This window comes from Halobellus marinus (assembly GCF_032113415.1).
GTDB classification, from domain to species: Archaea; Halobacteriota; Halobacteria; order Halobacteriales; family Haloferacaceae; genus Haloquadratum; species Haloquadratum marinus.
The window spans coordinates 134,380-160,128 of record NZ_CP134946.1; the positions used below are offsets into that span (position 1 = coordinate 134,380).

The 25,749-nt window shown below is 65.0% G+C and carries 33 protein-coding genes and 1 tRNA gene; 18 read left to right on the forward strand and 16 right to left on the reverse strand.

Annotation, left to right across the window (positions count from 1 at the left end; all coding sequences use genetic code 11):
- Positions 1 to 187: 187 nt before the first annotated feature.
- The 3 genes from RJT37_RS00660 to RJT37_RS00670 form a co-directional block, all read right to left on the reverse strand.
- A complete protein-coding gene (locus RJT37_RS00660) occupies positions 188 to 415 on the reverse strand; it encodes a YgaP family membrane protein (protein ID WP_313686919.1) in 228 nt (75 codons plus the stop codon).
- A gap of 138 nt (positions 416 to 553) precedes the next feature.
- Positions 554 to 708 (reverse strand) — tRNA-Met (locus tag RJT37_RS00665).
- Positions 709 to 778: 70 nt separating this feature from the next.
- Positions 779 to 1,453: a TVP38/TMEM64 family protein gene (locus RJT37_RS00670; RefSeq protein ID WP_313686921.1), complete on the reverse strand. Its 675-nt coding sequence runs from the start codon at positions 1,451 to 1,453 to the stop codon at positions 779 to 781.
- Positions 1,454 to 1,733: 280 nt separating this feature from the next.
- Here RJT37_RS00670 and RJT37_RS00675 point away from each other — a divergent pair, with 280 nt between their 5' ends.
- From RJT37_RS00675 to RJT37_RS00685, 3 genes are all read left to right on the forward strand, one after another.
- Positions 1,734 to 2,138, forward strand: a complete 405-nt coding sequence (locus RJT37_RS00675; protein ID WP_313690044.1) for a DUF5830 family protein — start codon at positions 1,734 to 1,736, stop codon at positions 2,136 to 2,138.
- A gap of 61 nt (positions 2,139 to 2,199) precedes the next feature.
- Positions 2,200 to 2,505: an AbrB/MazE/SpoVT family DNA-binding domain-containing protein gene (locus tag RJT37_RS00680; protein ID WP_311172552.1), complete on the forward strand. Its 306-nt coding sequence runs from the start codon at positions 2,200 to 2,202 to the stop codon at positions 2,503 to 2,505.
- Positions 2,502 to 2,930, forward strand: coding sequence for a PIN domain-containing protein (locus RJT37_RS00685; RefSeq protein ID WP_311172553.1), 429 nt, complete (start codon positions 2,502 to 2,504; stop codon positions 2,928 to 2,930). Before RJT37_RS00680 ends, RJT37_RS00685 begins: the two co-directional genes overlap by 4 nt.
- Positions 2,931 to 2,938: 8 nt before the next feature.
- Here RJT37_RS00685 and RJT37_RS00690 read toward each other — a convergent pair whose 3' ends face one another.
- Together RJT37_RS00690 and carA are read right to left on the reverse strand one after the other, a co-directional pair.
- Positions 2,939 to 4,399, reverse strand: coding sequence for a DUF7115 domain-containing protein (locus tag RJT37_RS00690; protein ID WP_313686925.1), 1,461 nt, complete (start codon positions 4,397 to 4,399; stop codon positions 2,939 to 2,941).
- A gap of 157 nt (positions 4,400 to 4,556) precedes the next feature.
- Positions 4,557 to 5,621, reverse strand: coding sequence for a glutamine-hydrolyzing carbamoyl-phosphate synthase small subunit (gene carA / locus RJT37_RS00695; protein WP_313686927.1), 1,065 nt, complete (start codon positions 5,619 to 5,621; stop codon positions 4,557 to 4,559).
- Between the two features lie 97 nt (positions 5,622 to 5,718).
- On the opposite strand from carA, the gene RJT37_RS00700 reads away from it, so the two are divergent.
- Positions 5,719 to 6,141: an Lrp/AsnC family transcriptional regulator gene (locus RJT37_RS00700; protein ID WP_313686929.1), complete on the forward strand. Its 423-nt coding sequence runs from the start codon at positions 5,719 to 5,721 to the stop codon at positions 6,139 to 6,141.
- An 88-nt stretch (positions 6,142 to 6,229) separates the two neighbouring features.
- Positions 6,230 to 6,430, forward strand: a complete 201-nt coding sequence (locus tag RJT37_RS00705) for a 30S ribosomal protein S17e (protein ID WP_311172557.1) — start codon at positions 6,230 to 6,232, stop codon at positions 6,428 to 6,430.
- Positions 6,431 to 6,545: 115 nt separating this feature from the next.
- Here RJT37_RS00705 and RJT37_RS00710 read toward each other — a convergent pair whose 3' ends face one another.
- Together RJT37_RS00710 and RJT37_RS00715 are read right to left on the reverse strand one after the other, a co-directional pair.
- The gene (locus tag RJT37_RS00710; protein WP_313686931.1) at positions 6,546 to 6,845 is read right to left on the reverse strand and encodes a DUF8022 family protein; all 300 of its coding nucleotides are present in this window, start codon (positions 6,843 to 6,845) and stop codon (positions 6,546 to 6,548) included.
- 4 nt (positions 6,846 to 6,849) lie between these two features.
- Positions 6,850 to 8,394, reverse strand: coding sequence for an acyl-CoA carboxylase subunit beta (locus RJT37_RS00715; protein WP_313690046.1), 1,545 nt, complete (start codon positions 8,392 to 8,394; stop codon positions 6,850 to 6,852).
- 178 nt (positions 8,395 to 8,572) lie between these two features.
- On the opposite strand from RJT37_RS00715, the gene RJT37_RS00720 reads away from it, so the two are divergent.
- Positions 8,573 to 8,770, forward strand: a complete 198-nt coding sequence (locus RJT37_RS00720) for an HVO_0649 family zinc finger protein (RefSeq protein WP_313686933.1) — start codon at positions 8,573 to 8,575, stop codon at positions 8,768 to 8,770.
- Between the two features lie 35 nt (positions 8,771 to 8,805).
- On the opposite strand, the gene RJT37_RS00725 is transcribed toward RJT37_RS00720, so the two are convergent.
- Positions 8,806 to 10,236 (reverse strand): sodium-dependent transporter, encoded by a 1,431-nt coding sequence (locus RJT37_RS00725; protein ID WP_313686935.1) that lies wholly within the window; start codon positions 10,234 to 10,236, stop codon positions 8,806 to 8,808.
- Positions 10,237 to 10,369: 133 nt separating this feature from the next.
- Between RJT37_RS00725 and RJT37_RS00730 the strand changes: the two genes are divergently transcribed.
- Together RJT37_RS00730 and RJT37_RS00735 are read left to right on the forward strand one after the other, a co-directional pair.
- Complete coding sequence (locus RJT37_RS00730) at positions 10,370 to 11,257, forward strand: alpha/beta fold hydrolase (protein WP_313686937.1); 888 nt, start codon at positions 10,370 to 10,372, stop codon at positions 11,255 to 11,257.
- 85 nt (positions 11,258 to 11,342) lie between these two features.
- Positions 11,343 to 11,999 (forward strand): potassium channel family protein, encoded by a 657-nt coding sequence (locus tag RJT37_RS00735; RefSeq protein ID WP_313686939.1) that lies wholly within the window; start codon positions 11,343 to 11,345, stop codon positions 11,997 to 11,999.
- A gap of 60 nt (positions 12,000 to 12,059) precedes the next feature.
- Here RJT37_RS00735 and RJT37_RS00740 read toward each other — a convergent pair whose 3' ends face one another.
- The 3 genes from RJT37_RS00740 to RJT37_RS00750 all read right to left on the reverse strand — a co-directional run bounded on the left by RJT37_RS00740 (position 12,060) and on the right by RJT37_RS00750 (position 15,755).
- Positions 12,060 to 13,433 carry a sodium-dependent transporter gene (locus RJT37_RS00740; protein WP_313686941.1) on the reverse strand — a complete coding sequence of 458 codons (1,374 nt, stop codon included), beginning with the start codon at positions 13,431 to 13,433 and terminating at the stop codon, positions 12,060 to 12,062.
- 492 nt (positions 13,434 to 13,925) lie between these two features.
- Positions 13,926 to 14,603: a hypothetical protein gene (locus RJT37_RS00745; protein ID WP_313686943.1), complete on the reverse strand. Its 678-nt coding sequence runs from the start codon at positions 14,601 to 14,603 to the stop codon at positions 13,926 to 13,928.
- A 195-nt stretch (positions 14,604 to 14,798) separates the two neighbouring features.
- On the reverse strand, positions 14,799 to 15,755 hold the full coding sequence (locus tag RJT37_RS00750) for an NADPH:quinone reductase (protein ID WP_313686945.1): 957 nt from the start codon (positions 15,753 to 15,755) through the stop codon (positions 14,799 to 14,801).
- Positions 15,756 to 15,940: 185 nt separating this feature from the next.
- On the opposite strand from RJT37_RS00750, the gene RJT37_RS00755 reads away from it, so the two are divergent.
- The 8 genes from RJT37_RS00755 (at position 15,941) to RJT37_RS00790 (ending at position 21,939) form a co-directional block, all read left to right on the forward strand.
- The gene (locus tag RJT37_RS00755; protein WP_313686947.1) at positions 15,941 to 16,954 is read left to right on the forward strand and encodes a thiamine pyrophosphate-dependent dehydrogenase E1 component subunit alpha; all 1,014 of its coding nucleotides are present in this window, start codon (positions 15,941 to 15,943) and stop codon (positions 16,952 to 16,954) included.
- A complete protein-coding gene (locus tag RJT37_RS00760; protein ID WP_313686949.1) occupies positions 16,954 to 17,964 on the forward strand; it encodes an alpha-ketoacid dehydrogenase subunit beta in 1,011 nt (336 codons plus the stop codon). Before RJT37_RS00755 ends, RJT37_RS00760 begins: the two co-directional genes overlap by 1 nt.
- Positions 17,965 to 17,966: 2 nt before the next feature.
- On the forward strand, positions 17,967 to 18,230 hold the full coding sequence (locus RJT37_RS00765) for a lipoyl domain-containing protein (RefSeq protein ID WP_313686951.1): 264 nt from the start codon (positions 17,967 to 17,969) through the stop codon (positions 18,228 to 18,230).
- Positions 18,220 to 18,942 (forward strand): 2-oxo acid dehydrogenase subunit E2, encoded by a 723-nt coding sequence (locus RJT37_RS00770; protein ID WP_313686953.1) that lies wholly within the window; start codon positions 18,220 to 18,222, stop codon positions 18,940 to 18,942. Before RJT37_RS00765 ends, RJT37_RS00770 begins: the two co-directional genes overlap by 11 nt.
- Positions 18,943 to 19,067: 125 nt before the next feature.
- Positions 19,068 to 20,213 carry an ADP-forming succinate--CoA ligase subunit beta gene (gene sucC / locus RJT37_RS00775; RefSeq protein ID WP_313686955.1) on the forward strand — a complete coding sequence of 382 codons (1,146 nt, stop codon included), beginning with the start codon at positions 19,068 to 19,070 and terminating at the stop codon, positions 20,211 to 20,213.
- Positions 20,210 to 21,079: a succinate--CoA ligase subunit alpha gene (sucD, locus tag RJT37_RS00780; protein WP_313686957.1), complete on the forward strand. Its 870-nt coding sequence runs from the start codon at positions 20,210 to 20,212 to the stop codon at positions 21,077 to 21,079. Before sucC ends, sucD begins: the two co-directional genes overlap by 4 nt.
- 156 nt (positions 21,080 to 21,235) lie before the next feature.
- Positions 21,236 to 21,511 carry a hypothetical protein gene (locus RJT37_RS00785; protein WP_313686959.1) on the forward strand — a complete coding sequence of 92 codons (276 nt, stop codon included), beginning with the start codon at positions 21,236 to 21,238 and terminating at the stop codon, positions 21,509 to 21,511.
- Positions 21,508 to 21,939 carry a type II toxin-antitoxin system VapC family toxin gene (locus RJT37_RS00790; RefSeq protein ID WP_313686961.1) on the forward strand — a complete coding sequence of 144 codons (432 nt, stop codon included), beginning with the start codon at positions 21,508 to 21,510 and terminating at the stop codon, positions 21,937 to 21,939. Before RJT37_RS00785 ends, RJT37_RS00790 begins: the two co-directional genes overlap by 4 nt.
- Before the next feature lie 74 nt (positions 21,940 to 22,013).
- On the opposite strand, the gene RJT37_RS00795 is transcribed toward RJT37_RS00790, so the two are convergent.
- On the reverse strand, positions 22,014 to 22,229 hold the full coding sequence (locus RJT37_RS00795; RefSeq protein ID WP_313686963.1) for a hypothetical protein: 216 nt from the start codon (positions 22,227 to 22,229) through the stop codon (positions 22,014 to 22,016).
- An 82-nt stretch (positions 22,230 to 22,311) separates the two neighbouring features.
- Here RJT37_RS00795 and RJT37_RS00800 point away from each other — a divergent pair, with 82 nt between their 5' ends.
- Positions 22,312 to 22,749, forward strand: a complete 438-nt coding sequence (locus RJT37_RS00800) for a CBS domain-containing protein (RefSeq protein WP_313686965.1) — start codon at positions 22,312 to 22,314, stop codon at positions 22,747 to 22,749.
- A gap of 4 nt (positions 22,750 to 22,753) precedes the next feature.
- On the opposite strand, the gene RJT37_RS00805 is transcribed toward RJT37_RS00800, so the two are convergent.
- Together RJT37_RS00805 and RJT37_RS00810 are read right to left on the reverse strand one after the other, a co-directional pair.
- Positions 22,754 to 23,221 (reverse strand): toxin-antitoxin system TumE family protein, encoded by a 468-nt coding sequence (locus RJT37_RS00805; RefSeq protein WP_313686967.1) that lies wholly within the window; start codon positions 23,219 to 23,221, stop codon positions 22,754 to 22,756.
- On the reverse strand, positions 23,218 to 23,793 hold the full coding sequence (locus RJT37_RS00810; RefSeq protein WP_313686969.1) for a DUF7342 family protein: 576 nt from the start codon (positions 23,791 to 23,793) through the stop codon (positions 23,218 to 23,220). Before RJT37_RS00810 ends, RJT37_RS00805 begins: the two co-directional genes overlap by 4 nt.
- 155 nt (positions 23,794 to 23,948) lie before the next feature.
- Here RJT37_RS00810 and RJT37_RS00815 point away from each other — a divergent pair, with 155 nt between their 5' ends.
- A complete protein-coding gene (locus tag RJT37_RS00815; RefSeq protein WP_313686971.1) occupies positions 23,949 to 25,103 on the forward strand; it encodes a DUF7350 domain-containing protein in 1,155 nt (384 codons plus the stop codon).
- A gap of 1 nt (position 25,104) precedes the next feature.
- Here RJT37_RS00815 and RJT37_RS00820 read toward each other — a convergent pair whose 3' ends face one another.
- Both RJT37_RS00820 and RJT37_RS00825 read right to left on the reverse strand, forming a co-directional pair.
- Positions 25,105 to 25,509: a PIN domain-containing protein gene (locus tag RJT37_RS00820; protein WP_313686973.1), complete on the reverse strand. Its 405-nt coding sequence runs from the start codon at positions 25,507 to 25,509 to the stop codon at positions 25,105 to 25,107.
- Positions 25,506 to 25,721, reverse strand: coding sequence for a hypothetical protein (locus tag RJT37_RS00825; RefSeq protein ID WP_313686975.1), 216 nt, complete (start codon positions 25,719 to 25,721; stop codon positions 25,506 to 25,508). Before RJT37_RS00825 ends, RJT37_RS00820 begins: the two co-directional genes overlap by 4 nt.
- Positions 25,722 to 25,749: the final 28 nt, after the last annotated feature.

The window sequence follows — 25,749 nt, forward strand, 5'->3', positions numbered from 1 at the left end:
TGTGTTTCAGGGAGTCGACGAACAAAACGCCATCACCTGCCTGCAAGCCACCACAGCCGGTTTCGTGGCGTCCCGACGCCGTCCATCGGCTGGAATGCACCCCTTTGTCATACTGTCGGACGTCCGTTCGTGGAATATTCCGACACCTCGTGGTGCGAGGATTTCCAGAGAGATACCTCCGACAGTATCAGTTCTCTGCTTCCATCGGACACGTACTGACGCCGAGGACCGAGTACACGCCGCAGGTCCCTGTCGCTGCCGTCCCGAGCATCATAATGGCGATCACTCCCAGCACGGGCGAGAGTATCGTCGGAAGCGAGCCCACGCCTGCGAGAATCGCGAGTGATCCGGTGCCAAAGATGGCTCCGAGGGCGGTTCTGAGCTGACGGTCGGTCGCGCCGACGTTTTGGTTCATACAGGGAGTGGGGTCCGGAAGGATATACATCTTAGCCCGTCCAAACGTTGAGATTGATATCGTCGGCTTTCCCGGCACCCGCTCCTAGAAGTCGCCGTTGCAGTCCCAGCGAGTCGTAGCGTATGAAAATACGACGAGTGCCCGGGGTGGGCTCCGAACCCACGATCTCCGCATGTCCCAGGTTCGAGGCTCGGCGGGCCCCGTGGGGAGCGGCGGAGGCTTCCAAGGCGAACCGCACCGAATCTCGGGAAACCCTATGAGTGCGGCGCTATGTCCAGCTAAGCCACCCGGGCTCGTCTCCTCGTTGTCCGATGACGCTCTTAAACCTTCGCAACTCCGACGACGGCGCGGGTGTCAGTCCGGTCACGACTCCCCGATCTTCACCGACCCGTCGGCGGTTGCGAATCGATCGACGGCCCACCTGTACGCCGTCGGACCGAGCAGGAGCACGGCGACCGCGCCCGCAGCCACGACGACCCGGAGGTCGGCCGCGCCCGCGACGGCGCCGGCGGTCAGCCGCTCTGCGGACGCCCCCGCGAGGACGCCAGCGAGTACCCACGGCACCTCGCCGATCGCCGTCCCAAGCAGGAAGGTCGGGAGTCGGACGCCTGCCATCCCCGCAGCGATCGAGACCACGTCCGAGGGCGCCGGCACGAGTCGGCTCGCGACGACGCTCCGGACGCCGCCCGCGCGGTCGACGAACGCCTCGCCCGCGTCGGCGACGCTGCCGCCGCGGCCGTACCGTCGGGCGAGGAGGAACGGGGGCACGCTCGTGAGCGTGACCAAAGCGAGCGCGGGTAGCACACCCACAAACCCGAGTCCGTAGCCGAGGAGCACGGCGAGCAGCGTCGTTGGCCACGCGAGCAGCGGCCGAACGACCGCGAGCACGGCCGCAGCCACCAGCAGCCGAATCGGATCCGCGACGAGCCACGCCGCCCGCGAGAGCACGGCGTCAGGCGAGGCCAGGAGCGCGCCCGCAGCGACGACTGCAACGGCCGCCCCGACGACGACCCGCTTTCGGAGTCGTGAGCGATCCATCGTGCCCGCGTCGCGGCCGGGCGGGCATAACAGTTGTTTTGTTCCCGCGGCGCCGACGAGGGAGCGAACCGTGGTCGACGACGAGCAGCCGGACCTGTCGGCGTTCGAGTCTGCAAACGATACCGAGAGCGACGCCGACGCCGGAGCGGACGACTCCAGAGCGGACGCCGACGCCGGAGCGGACCACGCCAGAGCGGACGACGACGTCGGAGCGGACCACGCCCACGTCGAGGGGACCGAACCCGAAACTGGCGAGGAGTCCGATATCCCGCCGGTAGAGGTGAGTACCGAATCGAACACCACTCACCCGACTGTCGCCGAACTCGACCGCACAGAGCGCGTCGAACTCGGCGTCGACCTGCTGGCACACGTCGAAACCGAATCGCTGTCGCTTTCGGCGGCCGTCGATCGCATCGAGACCGTGACCACCAATCCCGCGCTCACGCGGGAGATCCTCGATACGGCCGAGCTCCGGGGAATCATCGAGCGCGAGGACGGTCGGATCCGAACACGTCGCGGGGGCACGTACGTCCGATTCGAACGGCAGGTTGTCAAGCGGGAAGGCGACTACGAGTGCCGGCGCTGTGGCGCCGGGCTTTCGACCGGGCACTTCGTCAAATTCGAGGCCGGCAAACTGGGGCCGTTCGGCCCCTCGTGTGTCAAAAAGGTTCTCGGCCGTGAATGAGTCGCTCGACACTCACGACATACTTATGTGTGAATCACATAAAGTAATGAAGTGAAAAAGTATGAGTAGCGCAGAGTCTGAAAAAGTTGTGTCAGTCTCCTCCCGCGGACAGGCGACAATTCCCAAAGAGTTCCGGGAGGAGTTAGGTATCGAGACGCCCGGCCGGGTGAAGTTCGTTCGGACCGAAGACGGTGAGATCGTCGTTCGTCCCATCACGTCGGTCACAGACCTGCGCGGCGTGTTGGAAGGCAAAACCGACGAGCAAGGTCGTTCGGCAACCGAGCGATTGCGAGACGAGCGGGACACCGACGCGGCCAGCGAGGCCGAGTTGCGCCGGCGATACGTCGAAGACAGTGACGACGAATGAGCGACGAGATTGACATCCCGAAAACAGTCGTTTTCGACACGGAACCACTCGTCGCCTATTTTTGCAACGAACCGGGCAGTGACCTCGTCGAGCGGTACCTCGATGCCGTCGAAGGTTTTGCGGAGGGATTTATCTCTGCAGTCAATCTCGCTGAGGTCCACTATATCGTGCGTGCGATCGACGGCGAGGATCGCGCTGATGCTGTCGTCGACGTCCTCCGGGAAAGCGGGATTCGCCGAGTCGATACCGAAGAGACGTGGGCGACTGCGGCTGACTTCAAGTCTCGCTACTCGCCTGCACTCGGCGACGCCTTCGCACTGGGAACTGCAGCCACCGTCGACGGGCTGCTGCTTGTCGGTGCCGATGATGATTACGACGGTATCCCAGAGGTTCCAATCGTCCGGTTCCGAGACGAGCCAGTTTAAGACGCCCGCTACCGCCCGAGTCGAAGCTCCTCGATGAGCTGTTCTAAGAGTTCCCGCTGCGCCCGGAGTTCCTCGTTCTGCCGCTCGACGACCGCGCGGAGTTCCGACAGTTCCTCGCGGATCTGTTCGTCCGCCGCCGGCGCGGCCGACTCGAAGCCTGAGCCCGCAAACCTGTCGCTGGTCGATCCGTCGCTGCCCTGCGAGTCGGCGCTGTTTCTCGCCTCCCCCCGTTCGGAAACCGCTTCCGCGGGCGCCGTTGCCCCTTCTTCGGACGCCCGTCTCGGATCCTGTTGCACGTCATCCTGTTGCGGGCTGGTAGCCTCGCTTCCCGGTGTCGGCTCCGTACCCTCCGTGGATGTGGACTGCGTTTCCGTCGGGGATCGGGTCTCTGACGCGGACGCACCCTGTGCAGTCTCCCCGAGCGGATCCGCCGGTGATGTCTCGGTTGCGTCCGGCTCAGATCCGCCTGTCGACGTCGGTGCGGTCCCTCCAGCGTCGGTTGGAGTCCCCGTTTCGGACCCGGTGCTCCCTTGCTCGAGGGGTTGTGTGACCGACTCCGGACCCGACTCGCCTTCGCTCGATTCTGCGGTCGGCTGTGTTGCGGTCGGCTCCTCCGCTCCTGTGGCGTCCCCGGCTGCGATCGAACCTTCGGATTCGGCGGACCTGTTCCCGGTGGCCGGCTCCTCGACGCTCCCCCGCGTGGCGTTCTCCGGGAGATCGTCGGGCTCGGCCGGATCGGCGATCAGTGGGTCGGGCCCGTCGCCGAACGACACGTCCCGGCCCGCAGCCTCCGCCGACACGTCGTCTCCGTCGGTCTCGTCGTCGTCGTCGGGCTGGGTGACCGCGCGGAGTTCCTCGATCGAGTCTACCTCCCAGTACGAGAGAAGCGTCGATTCGAGCGCGGAGCGGACGGCGCGGGCGTCCTCGTTCGGCGCCTTGAAGCGCTCCCTGCGGCCGGCGACGCTCAGGACTACCGAGGTAGCGACGCTGCCGTCCTCGAATGCCAGATCTGTCACGTCCTCGTAGTGGTACGACTCGAAGTCCTCGTCCCAGAGGTTCGATCCGATGTGGCGAACAACGCGCTCCTCTGCGATCGCGATCGTGAGTTCGCTGAAGCGGAACAGCCGCTCGATCGATTCCTCGTCCGAGAGGACGTCGTTCGCCTTGAACACCCCCTCGAGGATGGGCTGGAGAGCACGTTCGAGCCGCTTTGCGGGCAGCGAGATCGTTTTCTGGCCGTCGAGGCCGTAGTCCAGCGTGATCTTCGCTTTCCGACGCCCCTCCGAGACCGTGATCCGCTCGGCGTCGTGAGCGTATTCCTCGACGGACTCGTCGGAGAGCAACCCCTCCGCGCGGTAGACCAGCGTCCGCGTCGGCGTCACGTACAGTTCGTCCTCGCTGCCGAGGTCGACGCGGGCGACCACGTCTTCGTCGGCGAGGTCGTTCTGGACGATCTCCGGATGACTCATAAATCAGTCCACCGTCCGTTTCGTCATAAATCCGTGGGTATTCCGGCCGAACGGGAGAATTCTGTCGCCGATCCGTCAACAGGAGTAGCGGCAGTCAGGGACGGATTCGCCGTCAACGAGGGTGGCGATTGGCGATAAAAAGTGAGAGTAATCGGTATCAGTCGCCGGCCACCGCGCGTGTGCTCTCTTCGGTCAGCGCGAGGACGTCGTCGAAGAAACCGAGCGAGTCGTGAGGGCCGGGGTGGGCTTCGGGGTGGTACTGACGGGTGATGACGCCGAGGTCGTCGTTTGCGAGTCCTTCGGCGGTGCCGTCGTTGACGTTGACCTGTCTGACGTCGAGTTCGTCGCCGGGTTCGCCGACGGTGTACCCGTGGTTCTGTGTCGTCATCACGACCTGGCCGGAGTCGAGATCACGAACCGGCTGGTTGACGCCGCGGTGGCCGAAGTCCATCTTCTCGGTCGTGCCGCCGAGCGCCCGTGCGACGACCTGCTGGCCGAGACAGATGCCCGCGATGGGCAGTTCGCCGACGTACTCGTCGACGAGCGTCTCGGCGGCCTCGAAGTTCGCCGGGTCGCCGGGCCCGTTCGAGATGAAAAGCAGGTCGGGGTCGAGGTCGGCGAGTTCGGCGGGGGTCGTGTCGTACGGAAGGACGTGGACTGTCGCGTCCCGTTCGACCAGCGAGTCGACGATCGACTTCTTCGCGCCGCAGTCGATGAGCGCGACGTCGGTGTCGCCGTCGCCGTGTGTGGTGTGTTCGACGGTCGTCACGCGCTTGCCGATGTCGACGTGCTCGCTCATCCCCTTGCACTGTTCCAGTTCTGCTTTTGCGTCTTCCGGCGTGACGTCATCGCCGACGGCGATCCCGCACTTCATCGCACCCCCCTCGCGGATCGAGGTGACCAACTCGCGGGTGTCGATGTGATCGATCGCCGGCACGTTCTCCGACTGAAGCCACTCGGCGACGTCCTCGGTGAACTCGTGGGCGACGGCCGCACGCGGGTGGACGCGTTCGGATTCGAACCGCTCGCTTCGGACGCCGTAGTTCCCGATGAGCGGGTACGAGAAGGTGAGCACCTGTTCTTCGTAGGATGGGTCCGTCAGGCTCTCCTCGTATCCCGTATACGCAGTCGTGAACACTAGTTCACCGCGGGTCCGTCCCGGAGCGCGCCCGCGGGCCTCGATCACGCGGCCGTCCTCCAGGGCCAGGTAGGCGTCCGACATTACGAGAAACGGACGTGATCTGGGGGTATAAGTGTTACTTTCGTAGCTGAGTTACGAATTTCGTAATCTGTAAGCCCCCCGAACCCGTTGGCCCCGTATGGACGATCTCGATCGGCAGATCCTGGACATCCTCCGACGCGACGCCCGGACCCCCTACACGGAGATCGCCTCGCAGGTGGGCACCTCCGAGGGAACGGTCCGGAACCGCGTCGAACGACTGCTCGATGAGGGGATCATCGAGCGGTTCACCGTCTCGACGCGGACGGGCAACATCAAGGCGATGATCGAAATTTCGGTGAAGGTCGACGTCGACACGACCGAGGTATCCGAGGAGATGGCCACCTGGGAGCAGGTCGACTTCGTCTGGCAGGTCTCCGGCGAGGAGGACGTGGTGCTGATCGTCGACGCCGCCGACACGGGGGCAGTGAACCAACTGATCACGCGCGCCCGCGAACTCGACGAGGTGCAGGATACCAAGACCAGGCTCATCCTCGACGAGCGGCTCGGCCGGGCGCCGTAGCGGGTTACGGGCGGCGCTCGCTGTCCGTCGCGTGGCCGTCCGCAAGTCGGAACGAATCGTTTTTGTGCGCGCTGGCGGAAGAGAGGATATGGCGATCAAACCCAAATACGTCAAACAGCTCGGGAAGGTGCTGCTGGAGAAGTATCCGGAAGCGTTCAACACGGACTTCGAGACGAACAAAGAGAGCGTCGCGACCCTGACGAACGTCGAGTCGAAGGGTGTGCGCAACCGGATCGCGGGCTACATTACGCGGAAGAAGGGCGGCTCGAAGCCCTCCTCGTCGGCCTGATCGGGACTTCCTTCTCGGTGTCGTCGCGTCGGTAGCCGCCGGTATCGACAGCGGAGCGCGTCTCTCACCGAACCGGGCAGTCCGCATCGAACCGGGTCTTCCGCACCGGACCGGATCAGAACCGCTCGACCCGTCCGGCAGCGGTCCATTTGTCCCGCGGCGCGCCGTCGGCGACGCGGTCGACGCGGCGGCCGGTCGTCGCGGCGACGCGTCCCGCGAACGTCCACTTCTCGCCGTCCCACGTCGGCTCCGACTCCCCGGCTGCGGCCGCGACAGCCGCAGCGGCCAACTCGCCGTCCCGCAGGTGGGCGGCGACGGCGGCGGCGATGGCGGCCGCCTCCTCGTCGTCGGCGTCGGCAGGGAGCGACAGCCGATCGAGAAAGTCGTCGGCGCCGGTGTCGTCTGCGGCCCTCATCGGTTCAGATCGGCAGGTTACCGTGTTTCTTGTCCGGAAGCGACGAGCGCTTCGAGCGGAGCATCTCCAGATCGTCGATCAGGCGCGCCCGCGTCTCCGGCGGTTCGATCACGGCGTCGATGAAGCCCCGATCGGCGGCGGTGTAGGGGTTCGCGAACTCCTCGCGGTACTCCTCGATGAGTTCGTCGCGGCGCTCCTCGGGGTCCTCAGCCGCCGCCAACTCCTCGTCGTAGAGGATGTTGACCGCGCCCTGCGGCCCCATCACCGCGATCTCGGCGGTCGGCCACGCGTAGTTGACGTCGGCGCCGAGGTGTTTCGAGGCCATCACGTCGTAGGCGCCGCCGTAGGCCTTCCGCGTGATCACCGTCAGCAGGGGCACCGTCGCCTCCGAGTAGGCGTACAGCAGTTTCGCGCCGTGGCGGATGATGCCACCGTGTTCCTGGTCGGTTCCCGGGAGGAAGCCCGGAACGTCGACGAAGGTGACGATAGGGATGTTAAACGAGTCGCAGATGCGGACGAACCGCGCGGCCTTTTCGGAGGCCTCGATGTCGAGCGTCCCGGCGTTGACGCGTGGCTGGTTGGCGACGATGCCGACGGAGTGGCCGTCGAGGCGCGCGAAGCCGACGAGTGCGTTCTTCGCAAAGCCCTCGTGGACCTCGAAAAAGGAGTCGGAGTCCAGGACGCCCGCGAAGACGTCGTGCATATCGTAGGGTTTTCTGGGCTCGTCGGGCACGACCGCATTCAGCGATTCGTCCTCGCGGTCGGGGTCGTCCCACGGTTCGACCCGCGGGGGATCTTCGACGTTGTTCGGGGGGAGATACGACAGCAGCCGCCGGATGTCGTCGAGTGCCTCCTCCTCGCTGTCGCAGGCGAACTGCGCGACGCCCGAGGTGGATGCGTGCGTGACCGCGCCGCCGAGTTCCTCGAAGCTCACCTCCTCGCCGGTGACGGTCTTGATCACGTCCGGCCCGGTGATGAACATGTGGCTGGTGTCCTTCACCATAAAGGTGAAATCGGTGAGCGCCGGCGAGTAGACTGCGCCGCCGGCACAGGGGCCCATAATCGCCGATATCTGCGGGACCACGCCCGAGGCCTCGGTGTTCCGGCGGAAGATTTCGCCGAACCCGCCGAGTGACTGGACGCCCTCCTGGATGCGTGCGCCCGCGGAGTCGTTGAGACCGACGACGGGCGCGCCGACCTCGACGGCCTTGTCCATCACCTTCGTGATCTTTTCGGAGAACACCTCGCCGAGCGAGCCCCCGAAAACGGTGAAGTCGTGGGCGAAGACGAACGTCTTCCGCCCGTCGACCTCGCCGTAGCCGGTGACCACGCCGTCGCCCGGGAGCTGTTTTTCCTCCATCCCGAAGTTGTGGTTCCGGTGGGTCCGGAGCTGGTCGAACTCGTTGAACGTCCCGTCGTCGAGGAAGTAGTCGATGCGCTCGCGGGCGGTCATCTTGCCCTTGTCGTGTTGGGCGTCGATACGGCCTTCGCCGCCGCCCTTCAGCGCGCGCTCGCGCTTCTCGCGCAGCTCCTCGATCCGGTCCTCCATCGTCACGTCGGACCACCTCCGATCATCGTCACGTACGTACCGACGGGAGGCAAAAGGGTTTCCGCAATCCGTACAGCCCGGTTCGTCGATCGTCGATATCTCTGGGCTGTTTCCACAGTATCTAATATGAAGAATAGTGATGTTTATGCCGCTCGACGTTGTGGTACTCACTAGCACAATGGCGAGCACGCACCGATCACCCTTCGAACGACTCCGCACGCAGTACAACGACGTCGACCTCGTCTGTCCGTCGTGTGGCTACGACGACGAAGACGGGGAGTGGCAGGCGGCGACCGCCGGCCGGACGGTCCAGTACCGGCACGTCTGTCCGAGCTGCGGTGCGATCCGGCGGCGGACGCTCTCGCTGGATTCGTAATCGAGTCAGTTTTTGACACGGGTCGAACGCGGCTGTCACACCACCGACCGTTCCGTCCGAAGACCGAGAAACGCAACGGCGCCGACGAGGACGGAGACGAGAACGGTCGGCCAGACCCCGAGCCGAGCGTCGACGCCGAAGGTCGTCAAGAGTGTGAACACGAGGAAGATTGGGAGGACGACGCCGACGGTGAGGAGCCACGGCGTCGCGAGTGCGGCCGCCCGCCCCGCGCCCTCGCGGAACTCCGCGACTGCGTCGCGACCCATCACCCAACCGACGAACAAAAGCGCCGCCGCGAGACCGGCCGTGAGCAGTGTGTCGACGAGCGGGCCCGCGACGAACCCAAACACCCCGACTCCGGCGATCGTAGGATCGAGTGCGCAGACGCTGCCGGTGACGACCACGGTGCCCGCGACCAGCCCCACGGCCCGCCGCCGGCCGACCCCGTACTCGTCGACGAGAAACGACACGGGGATTTCGAGCATACTGATCGACGAGGACAGCGCCGCGAGCACGACGACGCCGAAGAACACCGTCGCGACGAGTGCGCCCGCCGGGAGTTGTGAGAAGGCCCCTGCCAGTCCGACGAAGAGCGCGCCCGGCCCCGGTTCGGTCTGTGCGGGATCGACGCCCAGCGAAAACAGGAGGGGAAAGACGACGAGTCCGGCGAGGACGCCCACGAGCGTGTTGAGGACGGCGATGACGGTCCCGTCGAACGGCAAAGAGCGATCCTCGTCGATGTAGGAGGCGTAGGTGATCATCGTCCCCGCCCCGAGCGAGAGGGTGAAGAGCGCCTGTCCGGCCGCCGGCGCGAGGACGTCGAAGAGATTCGCGCGGATCGTCGTCGGATCGAACCGGAGGTAGAAGGCGTAGGCGTCGGCTGCACCGGGTCGCGTCCCCGCCCAGACCGCGAGGCCGACGAGCAGCGCGAGCACGGCGGGCATCATCACTTTCGTCCCGAGTTCGATCCCGCGGCGGACGCCCCCGACGACGACGAGCGCGGTCAGGCCGAGAAAGAGCAGATGAAAGCCGAGGGCGTCGACCCCGGCTGCAGCGCCCCCGAAGTACTGTCCGGGCGCGGCGAAGTACGCGGGGCTGCCGCCGACGATCCCGACCGCGCTCTCGGCGAAGTACCGGAGGATCCACCCGCCGACGACGCTGTAGAACGAAAGCAACGCGACCGCGGTGCCGACATAAAAGACACCCCACGCGCCCCACGACCGCGAGCCCGAGAGATTCCGAAGCGCGCCGACGGGACTTTGCTTTCCGCGCCGGCCGATGACGAACTCCCCGAGGAGTCCCGGGACGCCGACGAGCAACACGACGGCCAGATAGACGAGCAGGAACGCGCTGCCGCCGTTGTCGGCGGTGACCCACGGAAAGCGCCAGATGTTCCCGAGGCCGACAGCCGACCCCACGGCGGCGAGAATAAAGCCCACCCGCGTCGCCCACGTCTCACGTGTCATTATCACCTCTCTCGAATTCGGGAGTAAGTCGCTTTCGGAGTGCCCCGTTTGCGGGACGTCGACGATCCGGAAAAGCCGGCTGTCCGCGAACGCATCACTACTTTCTCGTAGCCGGATCCCGTCGCCACCGGTAATGGCGACACAGCCCTCCATTTCGTCGTCGGAATCACCTGACTCATCACCGCTGTCGACGATCTCTCTCGACGGCGGTCGACAACTCGCCTACGCAACGTACGGCGACCCCGACGGAACGCCGGTCGTGTTTCTCCACGGCACGCCGGGGTCGCGGCGACTCGGCGGGGTGTTGGCTTCGGCGGCAGAAGCGCACGGGATCCGACTGCTCGCGCCGGATCGACCCGGCTACGGCGACTCCGACGCGTGGCCGGACCGCACGATGAGCGACGCAGGGAAGTTCGTCACTGCCGTCCTCGACGACGTCGGGGTCGAGTCTGCCGGACTGGTCGCGTTCTCCGGCGGGGGCCCCCACGCGCTCGCCACGGCGGCGACACACCCCGACCGCGTGACGCGCGTCGATATCGTCGGCGGCGCGACGCCCCCGGAAGTCACCGGCCAGTACCCCCCAGTGCAGCGGGTACTCGTCGGCCTCGCTTCGACGACACCGACGCTGCTTGGCGGACTGCTCCGCGGGCAGTCGATGCTCGCAAAACGGCTTGCACCCGCCTTCGTCATCGCCCAGTACACAGGTGAGAATGGCGCCGAGGGGATTCCCGACGCGGTCGCAGCGGTCGTGAAAGACGACTTCCTGACGGCGTTCGCTCACACTGCCGCCGGCGCGGTGACCGAGCTATCGCTGACGGCGGCGGAGTGGGGAATCGACCTCGCGAACGTCGACGCCGACACCTGCCTTTGGCACGGTGACTCGGACACGAATGTCCCGCTCGCAGACGCTCGACGGCTCTGTGCGCGGCTCCCGAACGCCGAGATTCGAGTGCTGCCGGACGCCGACCACCTCCGGTCGCTGCTCCGCTCTGCCGACGACGTCCTGGAGCGACACGGCTGACGGGTCGGCGACGACGGGGTTGCCGGTTTGAATACCACGAACTGTCCGGGGAGAGGCTTATTTACCAGGATTATAATGATCAAATATGACTGATGCGGAGCACGTCGTGATCGCCGGAAGCGGACGTGTCGGTCACCGAGTCGCACAGCATTTCGCCGACCGAGAGCGAGAGGTCACCGTCATCGACCCCGATCCGGACTGGGACATCGAGAGCGACAGGATCGAGGTGCTCCAGGGAGACGCCACGAAGCCCTCAGTGCTCGAATCGGCCATCACCGAGCGGACCGGCGTCGTGGGCGCGCTCACGGACAAGCAGGACACGAATCTGGTCGTCTGTATGGCGGCAAAGCGGTACGCCACCGGACTCCGGACTGTCGCCCGCATCGAGGAGCGGGCCGGCGACGCGTACGAGGCGTACGTCGACGAGGTCTACTTCCCCGAGCGCGCCAGCGTCCGCGCGGCGGTCAACGCCCTCTCCGGGAGCGACGTCCGGACCCTCGAAGAGGTGACCGGCGACCTCGAAATTCTGGACATCCGGGTCGGCTACGACGCCCCGGCCGCGGGCGAGGTCGTCTCGGACGCCCTCCCGGAGGGATCGGTCGTCGTCGCCGAGACCGACGGGCACGTCGCCGTCCAGCACTCGACGAAACTGATCGAGGGGCGTCGGTACATCATCGCCGCCGACCGCGACGTCGTCGGCGAAGTCATCAGGCAGTGTCGCGGCGAGTCGGCGGAGATGTAAGACGCTCCGGTCAGCCTGCGAAAGCGCGTCCCGGGACGCTACCACGGCGGAACGATCGCCCTACAGCGGTGGAACGATCGCGGGACTCTCGGCGAAGAAGAGCGTCTGAACGCCGAGCCACAGCGTCAGGAGGACGGCGAGGATCACGGCCGTCCGCACCAGCCACAGCCAGGTCGCGCCGACGCCCGCCCCCATCGACGACCCCGAGAGGAGTTCCTCGACCGCCGGCCGGCCGTACACCCAGCCGATGAAGACCAGGACGCCGAGCACCGAAAGCGGGAGCAACAGCTGATACGCCAGGGTGTCGAACCAGGTCAGCCACGCGGTGTCCAGCGCGGAGGGAATTCCGAGCAGGAAGATGAGTCCGCCGAGAGCGGTGGTGATCTGCGGCCGGCGCGCGCCGTAGTTGTCGACGGCGTAGGAGACGACAACCTCCAGCAGGCTGATCGCCGAAGACAGCGCCGCGATCAGGACGACGACGAAGAAGACGCCGCCGATGAGGCGACCGGCCGGCAACTCCGCGAACGCGGTCGCGAGGCTGACAAACAGCGCCCCCGCGCCGCCGCTGCCGGGTTCGACGCCCTGCACGAAGAGCAGCGGGATGGCGACCAGCCCCGCGAGGATCCCTACGGCGCTGTTGAGCACGACGACGGTGATGCTGTCGCCGAAGAGGCTCTGATCCTCGCCGACGTAGGAGGCGTAGGTGATCATCGCGCCCATCCCGAGCGACAAAGAGAAGAACGCCTGACTCACCGCGAAGGGGATGACCTCCGTGAGCGGCCCGCTAAACGAAGGGAGCGGATCGAAGGAGACGCTCAGGCTGAGCGTCGAGAGGTCCGGCGAGAGGAAGTAGCTGTAGCCCGGGGCGGCACCGGGCAGCGTGAACACCCAGACCGCGAGGACGGCCAGGATCACGACGATGCTCGGCACCATCAGCTTCGTCGCCTTCTCGATGCCGTCCTCGACGCCGCCCGCGACGATGACGACGACGAGGATCATAAACAGCGCGTGGAGCGCGAGCGCGTCGAGGCCCGCCGAGACGCTCCCGAAGTACGCCCCGGGATCGGCGAAGTACGCCCCGGTGACGCTGCCGCCGATGTAGCGGAGCACCCACCCGCCGACGACGCTGTAGTACGACAGGATCCAGAAGCCGGTCGCGACGCCGAGGACGCCGACCCACTTCCACTTCTCGTGTCCGAGTTTCCCGAACGCGCCGATTGCGTTGAGGTTGCTCCGCCGCCCGACGACGAACTCCGCGAGCATCGCCGGGAGCCCGATACCGACCGCGGCGATCAGATAGACGACGAGGAACGTCGCGCCGCCGTACTCGGAGGTCTTGAACGGGAACTGCCAGATGTTCCCGAGGCCGACCGCCGAACCCACCGCGGCGAGGATGAACCCGACCCGCGTCGCCCACGTCTCTCGTTGACTCATACTGACTCGGGCTACTCGGTACGCGTGTGATAAGCGGCGCGATTAGCGGACGAATTGCGGATGATAATTGTAAATAGATCCGGGCGAGACGGCGCTGGTCCGCCGCCGGTGATACTTGATGGGGTTCAGAGACCGACTTGTTTGCTCCGAATAGCGTGTTATAGAGTGCTTCTCACGGATATGATGGGCGCCCTGTATAGGGTTACAAATGGCCGATTCATCCTCGGTTTGTGTCTATTCTCTCCGATTTCCCCTAGCCAACAACGAGTAGCAAAATGACTATTTAGCTCTTGGAATGCAATTGTGACTTAGAACTATGGATCGCCCCCCTGAAGATGCGGATGCAGCTGACATTGCAAGATTCCTCGAAGAAAACTTTTGGGAGCAAGTAACCGATGGATTAGCCGAATCGGGCGACGATCACTGCAGTGAGCAATTCGATAAATCACCGTAAGCTTTCAATTGCCACGGTTCTCTCACAGAGCGAAGATGCTACCTCTTTCGACTCTCGGTATCAACTAAGATGTAGCTCGCTTCATCGCACCTGTCAGCGAGTGACCGCTCTTGTTTCTCTAGGTGCTCATCTATTCGTTCTATTGGGGTTGCGGACCCTTTTGGTGGCAGATTTGCGATGAAACGTCCGAACATAAATAATGCGCGTTCGTATGACTGGGCTTTTCCATCGGGACACGTCTGAGTAAAATCAGTGCAGAAATTGTCGTATTCAGTAGTGTCCTGACTCGCTTGTGCATACAGTTGATCGTCTGTATCTCGAAGCCCCCAGAGATACACGTACGCATTCCAGACGCGACTATCATAGATCGGATATTCTGTCGAATACTGCTCGCCACTTGCAGCCAAATGAAGAAGGAATGCCGATGTAACGAGACTGGCCGTTTTGACGACTCCCGCTTCATTCAGTTCAGATGAAACGGCCTCAATTGCTTCTTTACGATCTTTACTGAGATAGTCGTCCCAATCCAATTGTTGGATTACGGGGCTGATTTCACCAAACGGAACACTCCGATTCAAGCCTTTCCACTCCCAGAGATGGTAGGCTCGATCTGTCACCGTTGAATACTCCATCGCATTTTCGTATTGTTCTGCATACTCTGTGAATGCAGGATAGAGCGAAGCCCAATAATCGATGTTCAGCGGTGGGTCTGGCATATCACTAACCTGACTACGGCGATTAAAAAACACGCGGGTCGGAAGTCTCGCTGTGTTTGACCTAGTGTACTACCAAATATTCGCACCCCTCACTTGCAGGACGGACAGAACACCATATGAGGTTGGTAAATGGAAACGAGAAATACGCAACTCGCCTGATCGGCCGCGAATAATTCTATGAGATGTTACCGGTCGCTACGGCTCTAAGACGAGTTTCCCGACGAAGCTGTCTTCCAGCACCGCGCGCTGGGCCTCACCGGCGTCCTCGAAGTCGTACGTCCGGTGGACGACCGGCGCGAGTTCCCCGCGGGCACCGAGATCAGCGAGCGGCGCGAGGATCGCGCTGAGGTCGTCGGCGTTGAAAAGCGACATAAACTGGAACGTGACCTCCTTGCCCTTCGTGGCCCCGATGTTGTCGAAGCCGCCCTCCGCGGTGTCGTTACCGATGCCGACGACCGTCGCGCCGGTGTTGACGACGTCGGTGTTGAACTGGAGGTACTGGTCCATATGCAGGTCGACGACGGCGTCCGGGGCGCCGGCGTCGACGACGGCGTCCGCGAGGTCCGAGCGGCTGTAATCGAAGACCTCGTCGGCGCCGAGGGCTTCGAGGTCGTCGGCGTGCTCGGGCGAGGCCGTCGCGTGGACGCGAGCGCCCATCGTCTCCGCGAGCTGGATGGCCAGGTGACCGACACCGCCGCTGCCGCCGTGGACGAGCACCGTCTCGGCAGGGTCGACCGCGGCGTGGTGGACGAGCGCCTGCCACGCCGTCGCGCCGACCGTACCGAGTGCAGCGCCCTCGATAAAGTCTATCTCGTCGGGGAGGTGTGCGATGTGGTCTGCGGGTGCGGCGGCCTGTTCGGCGTACGATCCCGGCATCCCGTTGCCGAGTCCGGTTCCGTACACGCGGTCGCCGACGGCGAAGCGCTCGACGCCCTGCCCGACTTCCGCGACGGTGCCGGCCAGGTCGCCGCCGCCGATGAACGGCAGGTGCGGCACGGGATAGGCGCCTTCGCGGAAGTACGTATCGACCGGGTTCACCCCGGCGGCTTCGACGTCGACGACGACCTGGCCGTACTCGGGTTCGGGTTCGTCGACTTCGTCGACTGTCAGTACCTCGGGGCCGCCGTGTTCGTGGAATCTGACTGCGCGCATCGGACGGCTGTTCGGGACAGAAGGGTATAAAAGACGGCGGATGCGGCACGGAAAGCGGATGGCCGGCTGCACCGGGTCGACACGCCGCCGCCGCTCTTGAAGTGACAGTCCAATACTCACTATTATATGCGAGAATTCCTAATCGTAGTATGTGATATATGTTGTCAGCTAACGATCTCAAAGAGATGTACAGCGATATGGTGACGGCGCGTCACTACGAAGAACGCCTCCAGGAGGAGTACCTGGAAGGAAAACAGCCGGCGTTCGACATCTCCGCGGGGCCGATCCCGGGCGAACTCCACCTCGCGGCGGGCCACGAGGCCGCGGGTGCCGGCGTCTGTCAGCACCTCCGTGACGACGACACGGTCACTGCGCCGCACCGCCCGCATCACGTCGCGATCGCGAAGGGCGTAGATCTGAAGCGAATGACGGCCGAGATCTTCGGCCGGGAGACCGGACTCGGAAAGGGGAAAGGCGGCCATATGCATCTCTTCGATCCGGACGTCAACTTCGCGTGTAGCGGCATCATCGCCGAGGGCTGTCCTCCGGCCGCAGGCGCTGGACTCGCCGCAAAGAAGCGCAACACGGACAGCATCGCCGTTGCGTACTTAGGCGAGGGCGCCATCGACCAGGGGGCATTCCTGGAGTCGCTCAACTTCGCCGCCGTTCACGACCTCCCGGTCGTGTTCGTCATCGAGGACAACGACTGGGCGATCAGTATGCCCAAAGAGCGCGTGACCGACCTCGAAGACGGGTCGAAACGGGCCGACGGGTTCGATATGCCCGGTCGCCGGGTCGATAGCGACGACGCCGTCGCCGTCTACGAGGCCGCCCGGGAGGCCGTCGGCCGCGCCCGCGACCGGAACGGCCCGTCGGTCCTCGAAATCCAGGTCCACCGCCGGATGGGCCACTTCATGGGCGACCCGGAGAGCTACCGCCCAGAGGAGGATCAGACGGCGGCGACCCAGCGCGACTCGATCGAGCGACTCGCCGACGACCTCCGGGCCGCCGGCGCCGACGACGCGGAGCTCGATGCCCTCCGGGAGGAGGCCGAGGCTCGCGTCGAAGCGGCCATCGAGTGGGCCAAAGAACAGCCCGAGCCCGACCCGGCGGCCGCCCACGAGGATATGTGGGTCAATCCGCCGAGCGGCGTGACAGATAGCGAGCCCGATTTCGACCTTGCGGGGGGTGACGACTGATGTCCGAAACGATCGACCGCGAACTGACGATGAGCCGCGCGATGGTCGAGGCCATCGGCGACGAGATGCGCGAGAACGACGAGGTGTTCTATATGGGCGAGGACGTCGCCGACTACGGCGGCATCTTCGACTCGACGCAGGGCCTTCTCGAGGAGTTCGGCTACGACCGGATTATGGACGTGCCGATCAGCGAGACGGCCTACCTCGGCGCGGCCGTGGGCGCCGCCCAGGAAGGGATGCGCCCCATCGCCGAACTGATGTTCGTCGACTTCTTCGGCGTCGCGATGGACCAGATCTACAATCAGATGGCCAAGAACACGTATATGAGCGGCGGGAACGTCTCCGTGCCGATGGTGCTCACCGCCGCCGTCGGGGGCACGTACAACGACGCCGCCCAGCACTCCCAGACCCTCTACGGCACGTTCGCCCATATGCCGGGGATGAAGGTCGTCGTTCCCTCGACCGCCTACGAGGCCAAGGGGCTGATGCACAACGCCATCCGCGACGACGACCCCGTCGTCTACCTGTTCCACAAGCGGCTGATGGGGATCGGCTGGCTGCCCGCGCCGGACGGGCCGAAGACGCCCGTTCCGGAGACGGACTACACGATCCCGTTCGGGAGTGCCGACGTGAAGCGCGCGGGTGAAGACGTGACCGTCGTCACGCTCGGCCTGCACGTCCACCGGGCGCTCGAGGCCGCCGAATCCCTCGCTGCCGACGGGATCGACGCCGAGGTAGTCGACCTCCGGTCGCTGGTTCCGCTGGACACCGACACGATCGTCGAGTCGGTCGAAAAGACCGGGAACCTCGTCGTCGTCGACGAGGACTACCGCTCGTACGGCGTGACCGGCGAGATCGTCGGAAGCGTCGCCGACGAGGCGCTCGGGGCGCTCGACGCCGTCGAACGGGTCGCGCTCCCCGACGTTCCCATCCCGTACTCGCGCCCGCTTGAGAACGAGGTCGTCGCCGACGCCAGTGATATCGAAGCGGCCGTGCGACGGACACAGTGACAATGTCGGACGACGATCGCGTCGCGGTGACGCTCGCGGCGTGGCCGGACGACGCCGACAGCGACGAGGGCGTCATCGTGAACTGGTTCGTCCGCGAGGGGGCCGCAGTCGACGAATCGGCCAGTCTCTGTGAGGTGCAGATCGAGAAGGTCAGCGTCGACGTGCTCGCGCCCGTCGCCGGCACGCTCGAAGAGATCGTCGCCGGCGAGGACGACGAGTTCGCCCGCGGCGACACCCTCGCGTGGATGGTGCCGAATGACGAGTGACGAGCCAGCCGAACGGACGGTCGCGAGCGAGCGGTCGCTGAGCCCGATGCGGCGGACGATCGCCTCCCGGCTCCAGGAGAGTTACCAGGAGGCCGTTCACGTCACTGTGAGCCGTGAGATTTCGGCCGAATCGATGCTGACGGCGGCGGATACCGAACTCGACGTGGACGGCGAGTCCGTCGACCCGTCCGTCGTCGACGTGCTCCTGTGTGGGCTCTCGGAGACGCTGGCCGAACACCCGGCGTTCAACGCGACGTTCGAGGACGGCACACACCGAATCTACGCGGAGCACAACGTCGGCGTCGCGGTCGACATCGACGACGGGCTCGTCACGCCCGTGCTCGAAGACGTCGGCTCGAAGTCGCTTGCCGAGATTGCGCAGGAGCGCCGCCAGTTGACAGAGCGCGTTCGGGCGGGCGAGTACTCGATGAGTACCTTCCAGGGCGGGACGTTCACCGTCTCGAATCTCGGCCCGCTCGGCGTCGACTCCTTTACCCCCGTCATCAACCCGCCGGAGGTGGCAATCTTGGGCGTGAACCGGATCAGCGAGACGGTCGTGCCCGAGGAGAACAGCGAGAACGGCATCGGCACCGAAAAGCGGCTCACGCTCGATTTGAGCTTCGATCACCGGGTCGTCGATGGTGCCGACGCGGCCCGGTTCCTCGGGACGCTCGCGGAGCACCTGACCGAAACACAACGGTACGTCGAGTGAGGTCGAGACGGCCGGATTCGGCCGTCTGAGCGGATGAATCAGGTGTCTCCGGCCCCCGGGAGACTCCGCGTGCCGGAAACTGATATCGACGGGCTTTATGCAGGCGCACACCCCTCATTCGGACGATGCGCTTACACGAGTATCAGGCGAAGGGTGTCTTCGCCGACGCCGGCATTCCGGTGCCCGATTCGGACCTCGCGACCACCGTCGAGGAGGTCCTCGAGGCGGTCGAGGACATCGGCTTCCCGGCGGCGATCAAGGCACAGGTACACGTCGGCGGCCGCGGCAAGGCCGGCGGGATCAAGATCGCAACGAACGAGGAGGAGGCCCGCCAGTACGCCGAGGAGATCCTCGGGATGGACCTGAAGGGCTACACCGTCGACAAGGTCCTCGTCGAGGCCGGCGTCGACTTCGAGAACGAACTGTACGTCGGAATCACGATGGACCGCGGCGAGGGGATGCCAGTCGCGATGGTCTCGACTGAGGGCGGCGTCGACATCGAGTCCGTCGCCGAGGAGAATCCCGAAGCGATCGCCCGCGAACATATCGACCCCGCGTTCGGCCTACACTCCTACCAGGCGCGGAAGATCGTCTACGACGCTGGAATCGCCGGCGACATCGCGGGCGACGTCGCGTCGATCCTCTCGACGCTCTACGACCTCTACGAGTCGAAGGACGCCTCCGAGATCGAGATCAACCCCGTGATGGTCACCGCGGATCGGGAAGTCGTCGCGGCCGACGCCGTGATGAACATCGACGAGGACGCGCTGTTCCGCCAGCCCGACCTCGCGGAGATGGAAGACGAGGCCGCGGAGGACGAACTCGAAGCCAAGGCCAACGAGTACGGCTTCGACTACGTCCGCCTCTCGGGCAACGTCGGCATCATCGGTAACGGCGCCGGCCTCGTGATGACGACGCTGGACCTCGTCGATCACTACGGCGGCGCGCCGGCGAACTTCCTCGACATCGGCGGCGGGGCGAAGGCCGAGCGCGTCACGAACGCCTTAGATATGGTCTTCTCCGACGAGAACGTCGACGCCGTCGTCTTCAACATCTTCGGCGGGATCACCCGCGGCGACGAGGTCGCGAAAGGGATCAACGAGGCGCTCGAGCAGTTCGACGAGATCCCCAAGAAGGTCGTCGTCCGCCTCGCCGGCACGAACGCCGAGGAGGGAATGGAGATCCTGAACACGGATCTCGTCGACGTGGAGGCGACACTCGAAGACGCAGTCCAAAGAGCGGTCGAAAACGCACAGGAGGCAAGCCAATGAGCATCTTCGTCGACGACGACACGCGCGTCGTGGTACAGGGCATCACCGGTGGGGAAGGCAAGTTCCACACCGAACAGATGATCGAGTACGGCACTAACGTCGTTGCCGGTGCGGTCCCCGGCAAAGGCGGCCAAGAGGTCGCGGGCGTGCCGGTCTACGACACCGTCGACGGCGCCGTCGAGGCCGAGGACGCCGACGCCTCCGTCATCTTCGTCCCGCCAGCCTTTGCGGGCGACGCCATCTTCGAGGCGCTCGACACCGATCTCGACCTCGCCGTTGCCATCACCGAGGGCATCCCGACGCAGGATATGGCGAAGGTGAACAAGCGACTGTCCGAGGTCGACACGCGCCTCATCGGGCCGAACTGCCCCGGGATCATCACGCCCGGCGAGGCGAAACTGGGTATCCTCCCCGGCAACATCTTCGAGTCCGGCGACGTCGGCCTCGTGTCCCGTTCGGGGACGCTCACGTATCAGGTCGTCTCGAACCTCACCGAGCGGGGGATCGGCCAGACCACCGCGATCGGCATCGGCGGCGACCCGATCATCGGGACCTCGTTCGTCGACGCCCTGGAGGCCTTCGAGGCCGACAGGGAGACGAAGGCGGTCGTGATGTGCGGCGAGATCGGCGGCGAGGACGAAGAGCAGGCCGCGAAGTACATCGCCGAGAATATGGACACGCCCGTCGCGGGCTTCATCGCCGGCCGCACCGCGCCGCCGGGCAAGCGGATGGGCCACGCGGGCGCCATCGTCTCCGGGTCGGGGACGGGCACCGCCGAATCGAAGATCGACGCGCTCAACAACGCGGGCGTCCCTGTCGGCGACACGCCGGACGAGGTCGCCGAGTACGTCGAGGACTTCCTGTAACCGGGCTCCGAATCGACCGATCCACCTCTCGTTTTCCGACGTCCCTGTCGCAGATTCGACGCTCTCATCGCCAGTGGCGTCTCGATGTATCACCTCTATCAGTAGCGGAGTGAACTGAGTGGAAACGTTTACCGCAGTTCGGGCCGAACCTTCAGTATGGCCACGGCGGTAAAGGTCGACGAGGCCGCGAAGTCCCGGCTCGAAGAGCTCCAGGCCGAGATTCGTCTCCGAACGGGCGAGAAGGTCACCCAACAGGAGCTCCTGACGCGCCTGATCGACGACGCCTACGAATCGCGCGAAGCGGTCATCGACTCCTTTCGTGCGTCTCCCGTCCCGCTCTCGGCGGCAGAGAAAGAAGCGATGCGGGAGGGGCGGATCAGTTCGGGCGTCGAAACCGACGAGGAAGACGTCGACGAGATCCTGTACGGATGACCGTCCTCGTCGACACGGGCGTCCTGTACGCCGACCACGACACGGACGCGACGAGACACGAGTCGGCGGCGACGGCGCTCGAAGCAGTCTACGACGGAGAGATGGGTCATCCGTACATCAGCGACTACGTGTTCGACGAGGCGGTCACGCTCGCCCGCAGACGGACGGGTTCGTTCGCTTCGGCCAAGCGACTGAGCGACCGACTCCGCGGAGCCGAAGCGTTCCCGGCTGTCTTCGAGATGATTCGCGTCTCTGCGGCCGTCTTCGACGATGCAGTGACGATATTCGAACGATACGACGATCAGCGGTTGAGCTTCACGGACGCGACGACCGTTGCGCTCGCAGAGCGTCACGGGATCGATCGAGTGCTGAGTTTCGACGACGACTTCGACGGCATCGTGCGCCGAACTGATCCGGCAGACATCTGATACAGACTGTTATCGTCTCGGTGAGTACTGTCAACGGGTGAGCGATCACCGGAACACAGTGGGGACAGTCCGTATCAGAACTCGGCGTGTCTGATCCACTCGATGCAGGCGAACACGAACCAGGCCATCCACGTCGCAAAGAGCAGGAGTACCGCGGTGTAGTACGCCACTCTCGTCCCGATGACCGCCGCGAGCGCGAGAACTGCCACCGCAAAGAGGAGCGCACCGATATTGCGGCGCCAGTCGCCGAGCGCCGCCGTGAGCGCGGCCGTCCCGGATCCGTCCGCCATACAGGGGTATCCGGCTGCAGCGCTATTCGTTCTGTCGCCGATGCGAGGGCTGTTTTATTACTGCCCGGTTCGATTCAGCCGTATGCGCGTCAGCGACATCTGTTCGTCGTCTGTCGTCGCTGTCGACGTCGGTGACTCGCTTGCGACGGCCGTCGGCCGGATGCTCGACGAAGACGTCGGGAGCGCGGTCGTCGTCGACGCGGAGGAGCCGGTTGGTATCCTGACCAAGAGCGACGTCCTCCGCGCGGCGCACCGGACCGACGAGCCGCTGTCGTCGATTCCGGTGCGGGCGGCCGCGAGCGCGCCGCTCGTCACGGTCGGACCGTCGGCGACCGCGCGGCGAGCCGCCGAGATGCTCGACGACCACGACATCCACCGGCTCGTGGTCGTCGACGACCTCGACGTCGTCGGAATCGTCTCGACGACGGACATCGTCCGGAACTACGGGGGGATCCGAAGCGATGCGCAAAAACGGGCCGACGCGGAGTACGACTGGCTCACGCGCGAGGACGTGGAATGAGCGTTCAGGGCGGATTCTCCCCGTCGTTGAGACGTTGAAGAGTTCCCCCTTCGTAGGCGTCACGCCAGCGCTCCACCACCGCCCGCGTGACGGTCGGAAGCTCAGTCATCTCGATACAGGAGGTCTCGACCGGGCGAGTAGCTGCCTCCGGCGGTGGGCGAAAGTGTCGGGTCGGCGCGTCAGGCTTCGGATGGCAGTCGAAGCGGAAGTCGCGACCGTTGTCGTCGGTATAATGAAACGCGTAGTGACCGGTGACGCTCCACCGGACGTCGAACCGCGCTGCCGTCGCGTCGTTGATCCCGTCGGCGAACTCGATCGACAGCGTCTGTGGATCCAGTGGATCGTCCAGTTCCGCCTCGTCGACGAGCGGTTCCACTTCGACGAAGAGATCGCGGATCTTGCGCAAGGCCCCGGCGTCGATCGGACCGAATCCCTCGAGCCGTTCGTCGTCGGTCCTCTCCCGTTCGGTCATACGACGACAGAAGAGTCGGATTCCCCGTCGTCGCCGTCGACATCCGAGCGCTGGCCGACGTTCGAGACTTCACCGATCGCGAGTGCCGCCTCCGCGAGTGCGAGGTTGCGACGCGTGGTCTGCCACTCTCTGAGCACGGCCCCGAGTTCCGTGTCTGCGTCGCCGACGTCGAGTTCCCGGGCGAACGCTTCGGGCGACTCGACGCCGTGCTCCTCCCGCCAGGATCTGAGTTCGGCCTTCATATCGGCGATCCCGGCGGCGATCTCTTCGGTCGTCCGCTCGGCGAGTAGTTGCTGGGCGTGCTCGGTGACGACCGCAGTTTTCGACCGCCGGTACAGCGTCGTCCGGTCGTCCGCTTCGGTCACAACTTCCCCCACGTCGACGAGTGTTCGGAGGTGTTTGCGTGCGGTCGTCGGCGAGACGCGGGCGCGTTCGCTGATTTCGGCCGCTGACTGGGGGTCGTACGTTCGCCGGACGACGCCGTGTACGCGCTCGAACGGTGTGGTCTCGGCGACCCACTCGTCGACGGCGCGCTCGTTGACGTCTTCCGGACCGGTCGAACGGTCAGGCATTACGCTAACGTACGATATCACAGTATAATAATTTGTGGATGACTATACTGTTTCACCAACGATCACAGATCGAATCATCGCACACGCGTCTGCGGACGCGGCGGAGGTCTTCGGAACCGTCATCATCGTCGGAACCTAACACCTGAACAGAGAGTATGGACTCAGGATCCAGGTCGCGATCCGGACACTCGCCGACCCGACGTGCGTTTCTCGGCAGCCTCGCGGCCGGCGGCCTGCTCAGTACCGCCGGCTGTCTGGGCGCGCTCGGATTCCAGCGGGAATCCGCCTGGCGCGACCCGCCGCTGGCCGAGGATCGCCCCGATGCAGTCTACGTCCCTGCAGTGACCGAAGGAATGGGGATGTACGGACGGACCACGGTCGACCGGTACGGCGTCGCGCTCACGTACTCCTACCCGCACCGTTTCTGGACGCTCTCGGGGACGGAGACCTCGAAGACGGTCGTCGAGCCCGACGACGACGTCCACCTGATGGCCTCGCTGTGGGACACGGAGACGGGGCAGGTGCTCCCGCTGGATTCCGGCGTGACGATCGAGATCCGCGACGACTCCGGGCTCGTCTCCCAGGAGGTCGCCTATCCGATGCTGTCGCAAAAGATGGGGATGCACTACGGCGCGAACTACGCGCTCGACGGCGAAGGCGACTACGAGGCGCGCGTGCAGATCGGCGGCGTTTCGCTCCGTCGGACAGGTGGCTTCGCCGATGCGTTCGAGTCGGCAGCGACGGCGACGATACCGTTCACGTTCGACACCGCCGAGCTGCACGACGTGTCGCTGTCGGAGCCGGAGAACGCGGGCGAGCGTGGGGCGATCCCGCCGATGGAGATGGACGGCGTTCCGGTCGGCCGAGCGCCCGAAGTCGAATCGCTTCCGGGACGACACCTGGGAAGCACACGCAGCGGCGACAGCGAGGCGCAGAGCGCCTCGGGCAGCCGGGCACAGTCCGGCGATGCAGTCTTCGAGGTTTTCGCGGTCGATCCCGGGAGTGCGGACGGGCGATTCGGCTCGGAGCCGTATCTCTTCGTGTCGGCCCGGACGCCGCACAACCGTTTCGTGTTGCCGATGATGGGACTGGAAGCGACGCTGCGGCGGGACGGCGAGGTTCTCGCGGAGACTCGCCTACAGCGTACGCTCGATCCCGAACTCGGGTATCACTACGGAGCGAGTGTCGATGGGGTCCGCGACGGCGACGAATTGACGATCGCGACGACGGTGCCGCCGCAGGTCGCACGTCACGACGGCTACGAGACGGCGTTTCTAAAGATGGACGACGTGTCGATTCGGGTATCGTGATCTAGTACGTGACGACTTCGAGGCCGTCGATGTTCTGGAAATCTCCGTCGTTCGAGACGACCGGTTCGTCGCGGAGCAGTCCGTGAGCGGCGACGATCGAGTCCGCGCCGTCGAGATCGGTCAGCGTATCCGAGTTCAGGTGCGTCCCGTTCAACTCGCCGGCTCTCCGAGAGACATCGGGTGTCAGCGCTACTGTCGAGTGGTTTGCCAGCAATCGTTCGTACAGTCCGCGCAACTGTTCGGCTGTCTCGGCTGAGGCGGCGTTTCCGATACCAGTGTACGCCTCCCAGACAACCGCGGTCGGAACGCGAGTCGGGACCCGTCGGTCGTCGATTTCTGCCGCTTTCGCACGGGCGCCGTCGCTTCCGTCGACGAGCGCACCGAGAAACTGCGTGTCAAGGATCATTCCTGGGACGGCGGCGTCGCTCCGACCGCTCCGTCGGTCGCCTCTTCGACGCTGAAATCGAGGTCGAGTTCGGCGGCGTCGTCGGCGAAGTCCGTGAGGGAGTAGCCACCTACGAGCCGTTCGAGCGCCTCGCCGAGTGTTTCGTCCGGCCGCTTTTCGGATTTCACCCGGGCGTACAGGTCCTCGCTCACTCGGATCTGTTTCGTTCCCATACGAGCGCGTTGACAGCGTTGACAAATG